Genomic DNA, 14669 nt, shown 5'->3' with positions numbered 1-14669 from the left:
GATGCTTCTCATCACCTGTCCCTATTGCGGCGCCGCCCGCCCCGAGATCGAGTTCCGCTATGCCGGCGAGGCGCACCTGAAGCGCGATCCGGCCTCGGCGACCGACGAGAGCTGGGCGGACTTCCTCTATTTCCGCACCAATCCGAAGGGCTACCATTTCGAGCGCTGGCGCCACACCCACGGCTGCGGGCGCTTCTTCAACGCCGTGCGCCACACCGTGAGCGATGCCTTCGTGACGACCTACAAAGCCGGCGAGCCGAAGCCGGATCTCGCGACCCTGATCGGGGAGGGCGGCCGATGAGCGCCTCGCTTCGTCTCGCCTCCGGCGGCCGCATCGACCGCGCCAAGCCGGTCTCCTTCCTGTTCGACGGCAAGCGCTATCGCGGCTATGCCGGCGACACGCTCGCCTCCGCGCTGATCGGCAACGGCATCCACCTCGTCGGCCGTTCCTTCAAATATCACCGGCCGCGCGGCATCCTCTCCGCCGGCTCCGACGAGCCGAATGCGCTGGTCGGCATCGGCGCGGACGAGAGCCGCTTCACGCCGAACCTGCGCGCCACCCAGGTCGAGCTCTATGACGGGCTCGTCGCGGTCAGCCAGAACCGCTGGCCGTCGCTCGAGTTCGATGCGGGCGCGGTGAACGACCTGTTCGCCCCGTTCATCCCGGCCGGGTTCTACTACAAGACCTTCATGTGGCCGACGAACGCCTGGAAATCGTTCTACGAGCCCAAGATCCGCGCCATGGCGGGCCTCGGCCGGGCGCCGACCGCCCCCGACGCGGACCGCTACACCCACCGCTACGCCCACGTCGACGTGCTCGTCGCCGGCGGTGGTGCGGCGGGTCTCGCGGCGGCGCTCGCCGCGGCCGAGCGCGGCGCCACCGTGATCGTCGCCGACGAGCAGGCCGAACTCGGCGGCTCGCTGTTGTCCGAGACGAACGCCACGATCGAGGGCCAGCCGGCGGCCGATTGGCTCGCGGCGACCGTCGCCCGGCTTGCCGCCTTCGAGACCGTGACGCTGCTGCCGCGCACCACCGTGTTCGGCTATTACCAGCAGAACTTCATCGGCCTCGCCGAGCGTGTCACCGACCACGTCGCCTATCCCGATCCGAAGCTGCCGCGCGAGCGGCTGTGGCAGGTCCGGGCCAAGGAGGTGGTGATCGCCGCCGGCGCCCTCGAGCGCCCGCTGGTGTTCCCGGACAACGATCGTCCCGGCATCATGCTGGCCGATTCCGCCCGCACCTACGCCAACCGCTACGGCGTCCGGCCCGGCACCCGCGCGGTGATCTTCACCGCCGACGACTGGGCCTACCGCGCCGCGCTCGACCTCGCGGCGGCGGGCGTCACCATCGCCGCGGTGATCGACCTGCGCGCCCATGCCGAGGGTCCGCTCGCGGCGCAGGCCCGCGCCGCCGGCATTCCGGTGCGGCCGGGCTCCGTCATCACCGGCACCAAGGGGCGGCTGCGCGTATCGAGCGTCCGCGTCGGCCGGCTCGACGGCCACGGCGGCGTCAAGAGCGAGGATTCGATCGCCTGCGACCTGGTGCTGATGTCCGGCGGCTTCACGCCCTCGGTTCATCTCTATTCGCAGTCGCGCGGCAAGGTGGTGTGGGACCCGGCGATCACCTCGTTCGTGCCCGGCCCCTCGGTGCAGCGCGAGCGCTCGGCCGGCGCGGCGCACGGCGTGTTCGATCTCGGCGCGGCGCTCGAGGACGGCTTCGCGGCGGGCGACGCGGCGGCGGTCGCCGCCCTCGGCCTCGCCACGGGCGACAAGCGCACCATCTCCGTCGCCGGGCCGACCGCGACGATGATCGGCTTCGCCGGCGCGGTGCCCCACGACCGCGATCCACGCTTCGCCAAGGCCTTCGTCGATTGGCAGAACGACGTGACCTCGAAGGACCTGAAGCTCGCCACCCGCGAGGGCTTCCGCTCCATCGAGCACATCAAGCGCTATACCACCACCGGCATGGCGACCGACCAGGGCAAGACCTCCAACCTCAACGCCCTCGGCATCGTCTCCGGCATCCTCGACAAGCCGATCCCGGAGATCGGTCTTACCACCTTCCGTCTGCCCTACACGCCGGTCACCTTCGGCGAGTTCGCTGGCGCGGCGCGCGGCGATCTGTTCGATCCGGTCCGCACCACGCCGATCCACGGCTGGGCGGTCGAGCACGGGGCGGCCTTCGAGGACGTCGGGCTCTGGAAGCGCGCTTATTATTTCCCGCGCCCCGGCGAGACGATGCACGCCGCGGTCGCCCGCGAATGCAAGGCGGTGCGTGAATCCGTCGGCATCTTCGATGCCTCGACGCTCGGCAAGATCGAGGTCGTGGGACCGGACGCGGCCGAGTTCATGAACCGCATCTACACCAACGCCTGGGCGAAGCTGGAGCCCGGCCGCTGCCGCTACGGCGTGATGCTGCGCGAGGACGGCTTCGTGATGGACGACGGCGTCGTCGGCCGCATGGCGCCGGATCGCTTCCACGTCACCACGACGACCGGCGGCGCCCCGCGCGTCCTCGCCCACATGGAGGATTATCTCCAGACCGAGTGGCCGGACCTCAAGGTGTGGCTGACCTCGACCACCGAGCAATGGGCGGTGATCGCGGTGCAGGGTCCGAACGCCCGCAAGGTGATCGAGAACTTGGTCGAGGGGATCGATCTGTCTCCCGAAGCGTTCCCGCATATGGCGGTTCGCGAGGGCCGCATCTGCGGCGTGCCGACCCGGCTGTTCCGCATGAGCTTCACCGGCGAACTCGGCTTCGAGATCAACGTGCCGGCCGATTATGGCCGAGCGGTGTGGCAGGCGATCTTCGCCGCCGGGCGGCCCTACGGCATCACGCCCTACGGCACCGAGACGATGCACGTGCTGCGCGCCGAGAAGGGCTACATCATCGTCGGCCAGGAGACCGACGGCACGGCGACGCCGGACGATGTCGGCCTCGCCTGGGCGCTCGGTAAGACGAAACCCGATTTCGTCGGCAAGCGGGCGCTCGCCCGCGAGTCGATGCAGCGGCCGGACCGCAAGCAGCTCGTCGGCCTCCTCACCGAGGACCCGAAGGTGGTGCTGGAGGAGGGCGCCCAGATCGTCGCCGATCCGCTGGCCCCGATCCCGATGCCGCTGCTCGGCCACGTGACGTCGTCCTATTGGAGCCCGAACGTCGGGCGGTCGATCGCGCTCGCCATGCTGGAGCGCGGCCGCGCCCGCCTCGGCGAGACCCTGTCGGTGCCGATGCCGGAGGGGCCGATCACCGTGAAGGTGGTGGCTCCGGTGTTCTTCGATCCGGAAGGAGTGCGGCTCAATGCTTGATCTGTCGATCACCGGCCGCGCCGACGCGCTCGCCATCCTGGAACAGACGGCCTCGCCGTGCCCGACCGCGCGGCTCGCCTCGCTCGGCCCCCGCAGCCGCTTCATCCTGCGCGGCGGCGACGAGGCGGTCGCCGCCGCCTCCGCGGCGTTCGGCGTCGAGATCCCGCGGGAGCCCAACCGGGCCGCGGTCGCCGGAGACCGCGCCGCGCTCTGGCTCGGACCGGATGAATGGGTGCTCGTCGCCGGCGAGGAGGAAGGGCCTGCCTTGGGCGAGGCGCTCGCCGCCGCGCTCGAGAACATCGCCCATTCCCTGACCGACGTCAGCCACCGCTCGGTCGCCTTCACCCTGGCGGGGCGGCACGCGGCGACGGTGCTCAATTCGAATTGTCCGCTCGATCTCTCGCTCGCCGCCTTCCCGGTCGGCGCCTGCACCCGCACGCTTCTCGGCAAGGCCGAGATCGTGCTGCGTCGGGCCGACGAGGAGACCTTCGTCATCGACGTGTGGCGCTCCTTCGCCACCTATGTGTGGCGGCTGATCGAAGAGGGTCGCCTCGAATACACCCTGTGAGGCGATGCCGGAGCGATCCGGCCCACGAACGTTTTGAGCCGGCCGCCGCTCGCAAGAGTGCGGCCGGCATCCTTATATGAATGAGCCACCGGCGGACGGCGGAGATAACCGCGCGCCGCCACGGAGGGGTCCCGCGTGATCAGCGTCTTCGAATTGTTCAAGATCGGCATCGGCCCGTCCTCGTCCCACACTGTCGGGCCGATGAAGGCGGCGCTCGCCTTCGCCGACGCGCTCAAGACGGACGGTCTCCTCGACCGGGTCGCCGCGGTTCGGGTCGATCTGTTCGGCTCGCTCGCCTGGACCGGCCGCGGCCACGGCACCGACAAGGCGGTCATCCTGGGCCTCGCAGGGCTGCACCCGGAGACCGTCGATCCCGATCAGGCCGAGCGCATCTTCGCCGACATGGCCGCCGTGAAGCGCCTGCCGCTCGCCGGCCTCAAGGCGATCGTTTTCGATCCGGCGGCGGCCATCGTGTTCGACGGCGTCGGCGAGACGCCGGTCCATCCGAACACGCTCGCCTTCGCGGCTTTCGATGCCGCCGGTGCGGTGCTCGCCCACGAGCGATGGTGTTCGGTCGGCGGCGGCTTCGTGGTGCGCGAGGCAGAGGTCGGTCATCCGGTGGAGGAGGGCACGGCGGTGCCTTATCCCTTCCGCTCCGGCAAGGACCTGCTGGTGCGCGCCGACGAGGCGGGGCTGACGATCGCCGAGCTGATGATGGCGAACGAGCGGGCCTTGCGTCCGGCGGAGGACGTCGACCGCCACATCGACCGCGTGGTCGAGACGATGATGAGCTGCATCGACCGCGGCCTCAGGACCGAGGGCGAGCTGCCGGGCGGGCTCTCCGTCAAGCGGCGCGCCAAATCGATCCGCGCCCGGCTCGTCGCCGATGCGGAGCGCAACGCCCGCTCGCCCCACGAGATCATGGACTGGATCTCGCTCTATGCGATCGCGGTCAACGAGGAGAATGCGGCCGGCGGCCGGGTCGTGACCGCGCCCACCAACGGTGCGGCCGGCGTGGTGCCGGCGGTGCTGCGCTATTATCGCGACCATTGCCCCGGCTCGAACGAGGACGGCATCCGCGCCTTCATCCTGACCGCGACGGCGATCGGCGCCCTGTTCAAGATGAACGCCTCGATCTCGGGGGCCGAGGTCGGCTGTCAGGGCGAGGTCGGTGTCGCCTGCTCGATGGCGGCGGGCGGCCTCTGCGCGGCCCTCGGCGGCACCAACGCTCAGATCGAGAACGCGGCCGAGATCGGGATGGAGCACCATCTCGGCATGACCTGCGACCCGATCGGCGGGCTCGTGCAGATCCCGTGCATCGAGCGCAACGCCTTCGGCGCGGTGAAGGCGATCAACGCCGCCTCGCTCGCTTTGCGCGGCGACGGCACCCACCGCGTCCACCTCGATCAGGTGATCGCGACCATGCGCCAGACCGGCGCCGACATGCAGTCGAAATACAAGGAGACCTCCCTCGGCGGCCTCGCGGTGAACCTCACCGAGTGCTGAGAGAACAGATTCGCGCTGCCTTGTAGATGGTGGCGAAACGCGATTAGGCGAATTGGATGCTCATCGACAGGATCGCACGATCGGTGCGTTCAATGATGTCGCTCGTGTAACAAAATTCCATGTTCATACTTGCGTTGTCATTATGGGGAGAATAATTTCGGCGAATATAGATTAATGTTGGGGGGCAGCATGTTGAGGCGCCGTTTCGTCGGGGCTGTAGCATTTTTTGCTGGAGCGTCCCTTTTACCTGGATCGGCAGCGATTGCTGACCAGCAGGATGCTGGTCTTCCAGAGTGCCCGTCAAATTTTTCCGAGGTGGGATCTTGTGCATTCAAGTTTACAGAAAATTTCTATGACGTGTATGTAAGTGCGTCTATATTGTATCTTGATAGTGATCTTCAAAATTCTGGTAAAATTGACAGATCTGAATGGGAGGCGTTTGTATTCAATAAATTCACATCCCCTACTGGCGGCGATGTTTTTTCCTTTACTGCTGGGAGTGTGGGACTTCTAGCAAGAATTGCCGATTTTTATAACGGATATAAAGGTGAGGCCAGGGATTAATCGAACTTGAGTTTTATAATATATTTAGACGGGAATCCGGTTTCCGGAAAAATTGAGATTGTGTCTGACGAAAGTATGCGAAGCACTGATCCCGAGGCATTCCGCTCTGCGGCGAGTGGGTTCTCTGTGCTGCATGAATTTAAGATTGAGTTTCTGTATAACGATCAGGTCTGTGCGGTCATTGGAGGTAATTTTAGAGGTTTCCCCGAGGCGATGAAAGCCGCGGAGCAAGGGTATGAAATGAGCCGGGCAGCTAAGCGGGACGGCCTATGCCGGGGGGCAGCGATACACGTCCGTGCATCGTGACGACCGTCTCATGTCGATTGATAGGCCTGCCCGATGATTGCTTTGAGCTGGCAATGATGCGCAGATTGCGCGATAGATACGTCGCCTTGGATCCCAAGCGCCGGTGTGTTATTGAGGCGTATTATCAAGAAGCTCCACTTTTGCTCGATAAAGCGAGATTGTTGGGGGATGACATTTATCTTATGAATCTATACATGCGATATATACTTCCCTCAAGTGTGCTTATCTGGTTGAAACTCGAGCGGGTAGCATACCGATTGCTTCTGACGATGGTGCGCGAGATGGAGCAGCGATATCTGCCGACTGAGATGCATTTGTTCGGCCTCAACCGGCTGCCGAGTATCGGCTGACCGGCCTCGCCCGCGTCCCGCCGCGCCTACTCTCCTGCCGGAAGCGGGGCTGGCGTCGCGGCATGGCCCGCTTCGGCCTTGGCCTTCCGCCCGGCGAGGAACGTGAGCACCGCCGGCACCACGAACAGGGTGAGCAGCGTTCCGAAGCTCATGCCGCCGACGATGACCCAGCCGATCTGCTGACGGCTTTCCGCACCGGCTCCCGTCGCCAGCGCGAGAGGCAGGGCGCCGAGCACCATCGCCCCCGTGGTCATCAGGATCGGACGCAGCCTGAGCGTCGCCGCCTCGACGATGGCGGCGCGTCGTTCGCGGCCCTCGGCCTCCAGTTGGTGGGAGAATTCCACGATCAGGATGCCGTGTTTGGTGATGAGGCCGACGAGGGTGATGAGCCCGATCTGGGAATAGACGTTGAGGGTGCCGCCCGTCAGGCTCAACGCGGCGAGCGCGCCGGTCATCGACAGCGGCACGGTGACGAGGATCACGATCGGATCGACGAAGCTTTCGAACTGCGCCGCGAGCACCAGATAGATGAACACGATCGCGAGCAGGAAGACGAAGACGAGGCTCTGGCCGGAGGCGAGGAACTCGCGGCTCTGCCCCGCATAATCGGTGCGGTAGGTGTCCGGCAGCACCTCGGCCGCGAGACGGTTCAGGGCGGCCACCGCCTCGCCCATGGTGTAGCCGGGGGCGAGGTTCGCCTCGAGCGTCGCCGAGCGGAGCTGGTTGAAGCGGGTGAGTTCGCGCGGCGCCACCGTCTCCTCGATGCGCACCACGTTGCCGAGCTGCACCATCGCGCCGTTCGGCGCGCGCACATAGATCTCCCGCAACGTCTCGGGGCTGGTGCGGTCGGCGTCGGCGAGCTGCACCATGACGTCGTATTGCTCGCCGTCGCGCTCGAACCGCGTGACCTGCCGGCCGCCGAGCATCGATTCGAGGGTCCGGCCGACCACCGAGACGTCGAGCCCGAGATCGGCGACCTTCTGGCGGTCGAGCGAAATTGTGATCTCCGGCGTGTTGAGCTTGAGGTCGGATTCGACGCCCACGAGCCCGGGATTTTCGCCGGCGCGGGCGACGAGGCGGTCCATCACCGCATTGAGGTCCTCGTAGGTGCCGGTCGTCTCGACGACGAGCTGCACCGGCTTGCCGAACCCGCGCTGGCCGAGCGAGGGCGGGTTCGAGACGAAGATGCGCATGCCCGGAATGCGCGAGACCTTGGGGGCGAGGGCGGCGACGATCTCCTGCTGCGAGCGGGTGCGGTCGGCCCAATCGACCAAGTTCGCGTAGGCGACCAGGTTGGTCGATTGCGGGAAGCCGATCACGGTGAGGAAGCCGCGGATCTCCGGCACGCCCGCGAGGATCTTCTCCAGTTCCTTGGCGTAGCGCTCGGTATAGGCGATCGAGGCGCCCTCCGGCGCCGTGCCGAAGGCGGACACGGTCCCGCGGTCCTCGGTCGGCGACAGCTCGGACTTCAGATGCGTCAGGAAATAGCCGCCGAGCGCCGCGACGGCGACGGCCCCGAGCACCACGAGGACACGCAGCCGCAGTGCGCCCCCGAGCGCCCGGCCGTAGCCGCGCTCGACCGCGCGGAAGGCGCCTTCGAGGACGCGGAAAAAGAGGTTCGGCTTCGTCTCGTGGCGTAACAGGCGGGCGCACATCATCGGCGTCAGCGTCAAGGCGACGAAGCCCGAGATCAGCACTGCGCCGGCGAGCGTCAGCGCGAACTCCAGGAAGAGCCGGCCGGTCCGTCCCGGCGCGAAGGCGACCGGCGCATAGACGGCGGCGAGCGTCAGCGTCATCGCGATCACGGCGAAGCCGATCTCGCCGGCGCCCTTGATGGCGGCCGCCTTCGGGCTCAGGCCCTCCTCGACGTGGCGGAAGATGTTCTCGAGCACCACGATGGCGTCGTCCACGACGAGGCCGATCGCGAGCACCATGGCGAGCAGGGTCAGCGTGTTGATGGAGAAGCCCGCCGCATACATCAGCGTGAAGGTCGCGATCAGCGAGACGGGGATGGTGACGACCGGGATGATCGAGGCGCGCAGCGTGCGCAGGAAGAAGAAGATCACCAGGACGACGAGCACGATCGCCTCGCCGATGGTGTGGTAGACCGCCTCGATGGAGCGGTCGATGAACACGGCCTGATCGTTGCCGATGGTGACCGAGACGCCCGCCGGCAGGCTCGCTTCGATCTCCGGCAAGGCGGCGCGCACGGCATTGGAGACGTCGAGCGGGTTGGCGGTCGCCTGCTTTATGATGCCGACGGCGACGGCGTTCTGTCCGTCGTAGCGGCTCGCCCGGCGCTCGTCGCGGGCACCGAGGCTGATGGTGGCGACGTCGCCCAGGCGCACCTGATGGCCGCCGGCGACCTTCACCACGATCGCTGCGAACTCCTCCGGCGTCGTCAGGCCGGTCCGCGACAGGATCGAGAACTCGCGATCGGTGCTCTCGATGCGGCCCGACGGCAGCTCGACGTTCTGGGCGCGGATGGCGTCCTCGATGTCCTGCACCGTCAGATCGTAGGCGGCGAGCTTCGCCCGATCCACCCACACCCGCATCGCATATTGCCGCTCGCCGAAGATCTGCACGTCGGCGACGCCGAGCAGCGTCTTCAGGCGGTCGACGACGTTGCGGTCGACGAAGTCGGTGAGGGCGAGGGGATCGATCGTCTGCGAGCGGAAGGCGAGGAACATGATCGGCTGGGCGTCCGCCTCGACCTTGGCGATGACCGGCTCGTCGATCTCGTCGGGCAGGCGCGCGCGCACCCGGCTGACCCGGTCGCGCACGTCGGAGGCGGCGACGTCGGGATCGATGCCGAGGCGGAAGCGCACCGTGATGCGGCTCTGCTCCGAGCGGCTCGTCGATTGCAGGACGTCGATGCCCTCGATGCCGGCGATCGAGCCTTCGAGGACCTGCGTCACCTGGCTTTCGATGATCCGCGCCGAGGCGCCGGAATAGGTCGTCGTCACCGACACCGTCGGTTCGTCGATCGCCGGATATTCCCGCACGGTGAGGCGCTCGTAGGCGACGACGCCGACGAGGACCAGGATGAGGCTCAAGACCGTCGCGAAGACGGGCCGCTCGATGCAGATCTCGGACAGCTTCATGGGCCGGCTCTCCGGGCGTGCGGGACGGGCGACAAGGGCGGCGTCAGCTTTCGGTCGGCACGATCGGATGCCCGTCGGCGCCCACCGTCTCGACGGGTGTGCCCTTGCCGAGCCGCGTCTGGCCGGCGGTCACCACCACGTCGCCGGCCGCGACGCCGGACAGGATCTCCACCATGCCGTCGGCCCGCCGGCCGAGGGTCACCTTGCTTTCGGCCGCCGTGCCGTCGGCGACGCGGTAGACGAGGTGATCGACGCCGCGGGGCACGATCGCCGCCTCCGGCACCATGACGATGCTGTCGCGGCCCTCGCCGACCACCGTCACGCGCGCGAACAGGCCGGGCCGCAGCAAGCCGTCCGGGTTGGGCAGCCGTCCGCGCACGCGGACCGCCCGGCCATTGACGTCGATCTGCGGCGCGATCGCATAGATTTCGCCGGTGAAGACGCGGCCCGGATAGGCATCGACCGCGACCTCGACGGGCAAGCCGACGGACAGCGCGGCGAGGTCCTTCTCGGGCACGCTGAAATCGACCTTCACCTGGTCGATCTTGTCGATCGAGGCGATGACGTCGCCGACTTTGAGGAAGGCGCCGACCGAGACCGAGCGCAGCCCCATGATGCCGTCGAAGGGGGCGCGGATCGAGGTCTTGTCGAGGCGCGATTGCAGGAGGTTCACCGCCGCCTGGGCGATGATGAGGCCGGAGCGCGCCTCGTCGCGGGCACGCACGGTGCCGGCGCCACTGCCGGACAGGGTGTTCGCCCGTTCATAGTTCTGTTCGGCGAGGGTGAGCCGGGCCTTGAGGTCGTCGACCTGGGCGGCGAGGAGGCTGTCGTCGAGCTTGACGAGGAGGGCGCCGGCTTTGACCGCCTCGCCTTCGGTGAAGTCGATCGCGACGATCCGGCCTTCCTGCTCGGCCGCCACCGCGACCGCCTCGTCGGCCTGGATCGACCCGATCGACTGGATCTCGGTACGCGGCGTCGCCGTCTTCGCGACCGCGACCTCGACGGGGATCGGCCGCGGCTTGGCGCGGGTCTTCGGCGCGGCTTCGACGGGCACCGTCCCAGAGCCGTTCAACGCCGCGAGGGCGCCGTCGATTGGGCGGCTCACGGCGACGGGCAGGGCACCGCTCACATAGGCGTAGGCGCCGGCTCCCAGCACGCAGAGGGCGGCGATCGCGACGACGGAAGGACGCATGGGGGCTCCCGGGGTCTCGACGAGGACGAAAAAGCGGGCGGTCCGGGGCCGAGCCTGTCCCGCACCGCCATTCCGCCTATGTAGGCCGAAAAACGTCCCCGTCACGCCCTCGAGGGGCCCCGGTGCAATGACTTTACGGCGAGGTATGCGTCTCGCCGGTGCCGGCGGCGCTCAGTCCGAGCTGTGGGCGATCAGCCGATCGACGAACATGAGGGCCTTCTCGAGTTCGGAGACGGCGATGAACTCGTCCGGCTTGTGGGCCTGCTCGATCGAGCCCGGCCCGACCACAACGGTCGGAATCTCGGCCTCGGAGAACAGGCAGGCTTCGGTCGCATAGGCGACCTTGGCGTGGTCGTTGCGGCCGGCGAAGCGCTTGGCGAGCTGCGTCACCTCGGCGTCGACGGGTGTGTCGAGGCCCGGCGCGAAATTGTAGAGGTCGATGTCGATGCCGGTTTCGGGCGCGATCGCCTTCATTTCCGGCTCGAGCGCCTCGCAGGCGAAGCGGCGGATCTCCTGTACCAGGGACTCGCTGTCGGCCTGTGGCAGCGAGCGGAACTCGAACGTCACCTCGCAGCACTCCGGCACGATGTTGAGCGCGGTGCCGCCGGAGATGAGGCCGGTGTGGACGGTGGTGAAGGGCACGTCGTAGAGCGGATCGCGCGGCCCTTCGGCGACCTTGAGACCGAGTTCGCGCAGGAAAACAATGAGGCGCGCCGCATAATCGATCGCGTTCACGCCCTGGGGCGCGAGCGACGAATGGCAGGGCTTGCCCTTCACCGTGGCGCGGAAATTGTATTTCGCCTTGTGGGCGACGATCACCTGCATGCTGGTCGGCTCGCCGACGAAGCAGGCGATGGGCTTGATCGGCCGGTCGCGCAGGTCGGCGACGAGGCTGCGCACGCCGGTGCAGCCGACCTCCTCGTCATAGGAGAAGGCGAGGTGGATCGGGCGGTTGAGCCGCGCCGCGGCGATCGCCGGCACCTTGGCGAGGCAGACCGCGAGAAAGCCCTTCATGTCGGCCGCGCCGCGCCCGTAGAGCAGGCCGTCCTTGCGGGTCAGCGTGAACGGCGGCGTCGACCAATCCTGCCCGTCGACAGGCACCACGTCGGTGTGGCCCGACAGGACATAGCCCGGCACGCCCTCCGGCCCGATGGTCGCGAACAGGTTCGCCTTGGTGCCGCTCTCGTCATAGAGGCGCTCAATGCGGAAGCCGTGGGCGGTGAGGAGCGTTTCGACCCAATCGAGCAGCGGCAGGTTCGTGTACCGGCTCGTCGTGTCGAAGGCGACGAGACGTTCGAGCAAGGCGATGGCGCTGTCGATCATGAACGGGTCCGGCCTGGGCGGCCGCTCCGAGCGTCGGAGGGCCGGCGAGGATTGCTTGGGAAGTTCGAGCCTCCCAGAAAAGGCCGACATCGCGGCCGCTGGCAAGCCCCAGGGCTCACTCTTCGCGCCGGCGAATGGGGAGAGCGTGAGAATCCGTTGACGTCGACCGGGCCGCCCCGTCAGATGCGGCGGGTCTTCAGAGGTGCGTGGCTTTCCATGATGCTTGGGAGTGCGGCGGTGCGGCGTCGGCGCGTCTACGAGATTCTGGAGGGGGACGATCAGCGCGACGTCATCGGCCGCGCGTTCCATTTCGGCATCATCGGCCTCATCATCCTGACGGTCGTTCTCTCGATCCTCGACACGGTGCCGTCGATCCAACAGCGGTGGAGCAATTCGGCAAGCCGCGTCGGTGTCGTCTCCACCACGATCTTCCTCATCGAATATGTCTTGCGGATCTGGGTCTGCGTCGAAGATCCGCGGCGCGCCGGCATGACGCACCTTCGCGCCAGGCTCAACTATATGCTGAGCTTCGATGGGGTGATCGATCTCATCGCCGTGCTACCGTTCTTCCTCGTCGCCCTGACAGGCTACGATCTGCGCACGGTGACGCTGCTGCGGCTGCTGCGCTTCTTCAAGCTGCTGCGCTATTCGACGGGCATCATGTCGCTGTTTGAGGCGATCTATGCCGAGCGGCACACGCTGTTCGCGAGCCTCGTCGTGCTCATGACGGTCGTCGTGGTCGCCGCGACGATCATGTACGAGGTGGAGGGCGGCGTGCAGCCCGCCCAGTTCGGCTCCATTCCGCTCTCCATGTGGTGGGCGATGGAGACCATCACCACCGTCGGCTACGGCGACGTCATCCCGATCACCGCCGGCGGCCGGGTCATCGCCGCGGCGACGATGGTGCTCGGCCTCATCGTGCTCGCCCTGCCGGTCGCTATCGTCGCGACCTCGTTCAACGAGGTGATCCGCCGCCGCGGCTTCCTGCTCAATTGGGCGACGCTGTCGCGGCTGCCGCTGTTCTCCGGCCTCGATACCGGCACGATGGCCGAGGTGCTTTCGGTCGCCCGGGCGCACTCCTACGATTCCGGCAACCACGTCCTGCGCCGAGGCGACGATGCGCTCAGCCTCTACGTGATCGCGCTGGGCGAGGTCGAAGTCGAGACGGAGAGCGGCGGCATTCCGCTCAAGGACGGCGACTGCTTCGGGGGGCCGGCGGCGTTCGGCGGGGAGAAATCCGCGGTGATCGTCCGCGCACTGAACCGGACGCGGATCGTCGTCATCCCCGAGCGCGATCTCGCCGCGCTCATGGCGCGCCGCCCGATTCTGGCGGCGCGGGTGCGCTCGCTGGCTCAGCCGGGGCGCTATCAGCCCGACGTCTCCGGAGATGGAGACGAGTGAAAGGGCGCCGGCTCAGGCCGGCGCCGTTCCGTCGAGGCTCAGAAGCGGCCGGTAGAGCTCGGGCCGGCGGTCGCGGAACAGGCCCCACGCGGCGCGGCTCGCCGCGATCGCGTCGAGATCGAAGCGATGGGTGAGCACCGTCTCGCTTGCTCGGTCCGCCTCGGCGACCTTCGCGCCGGTCTGGTCGGCGATGAAGGAGGAACCGTAGAAGGTCAGCGCCGTGCCCTTGCGGCCCCGCTCGGTGCCGATGCGGTTGGAGGCGATCACCGGCACCATGTTGGCGCCGGCGTGTCCCTGCATCACGCGCTGCCAGTGGGCGGCGCTATCGATCGTCGGGTCCTGCGGCTCGGAGCCGATGGCGGTCGGATAGAACAGCAGCTCCGCGCCCGCGAGGGCCATGGCGCGCGCGGCCTCGGGGAACCATTGATCCCAGCAAATGCCGACGCCGATGCGGCCGTAGGCCGTGTCCCAGACCCGAAAGCCGGTATCGCCGGGCGAGAAATAATATTTCTCGGTGTAGCCCGGTCCGTCTGGGATGTGGCTCTTGCGATAGAGGCCGAGCACGCGACCGTCGGCGTCCACGATCGCCACGCTGTTGAAATAGGCCCGTCCCGCGCGCTCGAAGAACGAGACGGGCAGGACCACCTTCAGTTCGGCGGCAAGGCGCGCGAAATGGGCGATCAGCGGGTTGCTCTCGAACGGCGCCGCGAGCGCGAAGAAGTCGCCGATTTGGTCTTGGCAGAAATAGAGCGTCTCGAAGAGCTCCTGGATCAGCACGATCTGGGCGCCGACGGCATGGGCTTTCCGGACGAGGCGCTCGGCCGTCTCGATATTGTGCCGGGCGTCTTCGGTGCAGGCCATTTGCGTGGCGGCGACGGTGACGGTGCGCATGTCTCGTGGTGCTCCAGCCTCGATCGAAGCGGAGCCATAGCACGGCGGATGGGCACGGTCTCGCGGCCGATCGGGGGCGGCATCGGGGGCGTTCCGCCGCGGGTTAGGCCGGGCGAGGGGCGCGCGGCGGACGCGAGACCTACTCGCCGCGCTGCCCC

Annotated in this window: 10 protein-coding genes; 6 read left to right on the top strand and 4 right to left on the bottom strand. The window is 67.5% G+C overall.

What is annotated here, in order from left to right; all coding sequences use genetic code 11:
• The first annotated feature begins 1 nt into the window (after position 1).
• From F0357_RS03435 to F0357_RS03415, 5 genes are all read left to right on the top strand, one after another.
• Entirely contained in the window at positions 2-301 is a 300-nt protein-coding gene (locus tag F0357_RS03435; protein WP_153478769.1) for a sarcosine oxidase subunit delta, read from the top strand.
• The gene (locus tag F0357_RS03430) at positions 298-3306 is read left to right on the top strand and encodes a sarcosine oxidase subunit alpha (RefSeq protein WP_153478767.1); all 3009 of its coding nucleotides are present in this window, start codon (positions 298-300) and stop codon (positions 3304-3306) included. Before F0357_RS03435 ends, F0357_RS03430 begins: the two co-directional genes overlap by 4 nt.
• Positions 3299-3874 (top strand): sarcosine oxidase subunit gamma, encoded by a 576-nt coding sequence (locus tag F0357_RS03425; protein ID WP_153478765.1) that lies wholly within the window; start codon positions 3299-3301, stop codon positions 3872-3874. Before F0357_RS03430 ends, F0357_RS03425 begins: the two co-directional genes overlap by 8 nt.
• A 135-nt stretch (positions 3875-4009) precedes the next feature.
• On the top strand, positions 4010-5380 hold the full coding sequence (locus F0357_RS03420) for an L-serine ammonia-lyase (RefSeq protein WP_312861433.1): 1371 nt from the start codon (positions 4010-4012) through the stop codon (positions 5378-5380).
• 189 nt (positions 5381-5569) lie between these two features.
• Positions 5570-5944 (top strand): hypothetical protein, encoded by a 375-nt coding sequence (locus tag F0357_RS03415; protein ID WP_153478762.1) that lies wholly within the window; start codon positions 5570-5572, stop codon positions 5942-5944.
• A gap of 682 nt (positions 5945-6626) precedes the next feature.
• Here F0357_RS03415 and F0357_RS03410 read toward each other — a convergent pair.
• The 3 genes from F0357_RS03410 to argE form a co-directional block, all read right to left on the bottom strand.
• Positions 6627-9704, bottom strand: a complete 3078-nt coding sequence (locus tag F0357_RS03410) for an efflux RND transporter permease subunit (protein WP_153478760.1) — start codon at positions 9702-9704, stop codon at positions 6627-6629.
• A 43-nt stretch (positions 9705-9747) separates the two neighbouring features.
• Positions 9748-10896, bottom strand: coding sequence for an efflux RND transporter periplasmic adaptor subunit (locus tag F0357_RS03405; RefSeq protein ID WP_153478758.1), 1149 nt, complete (start codon positions 10894-10896; stop codon positions 9748-9750).
• 171 nt (positions 10897-11067) lie between these two features.
• Positions 11068-12219, bottom strand: a complete 1152-nt coding sequence (argE, locus tag F0357_RS03400) for an acetylornithine deacetylase (RefSeq protein WP_153478756.1) — start codon at positions 12217-12219, stop codon at positions 11068-11070.
• A 237-nt stretch (positions 12220-12456) separates the two neighbouring features.
• On the opposite strand from argE, the gene F0357_RS03395 reads away from it, so the two are divergent.
• A complete protein-coding gene (locus F0357_RS03395; RefSeq protein ID WP_208948201.1) occupies positions 12457-13620 on the top strand; it encodes a cyclic nucleotide-gated ion channel in 1164 nt (387 codons plus the stop codon).
• A 12-nt stretch (positions 13621-13632) separates the two neighbouring features.
• Here F0357_RS03395 and aguB read toward each other — a convergent pair whose 3' ends face one another.
• Complete coding sequence (gene aguB / locus F0357_RS03390; protein ID WP_153478751.1) at positions 13633-14511, bottom strand: N-carbamoylputrescine amidase; 879 nt, start codon at positions 14509-14511, stop codon at positions 13633-13635.
• Between the last annotated feature and the right edge of the window lie 158 nt (positions 14512-14669).

The sequence above is a fragment of the Segnochrobactrum spirostomi genome (genome assembly GCF_009600605.1).
GTDB classification, from domain to species: Bacteria; Pseudomonadota; Alphaproteobacteria; order Rhizobiales; family Segnochrobactraceae; genus Segnochrobactrum; species Segnochrobactrum spirostomi.
The sequence above is the reverse complement of the archived record's forward strand: the minus strand, read 5'-3'. Positions and strand labels throughout refer to the sequence as shown.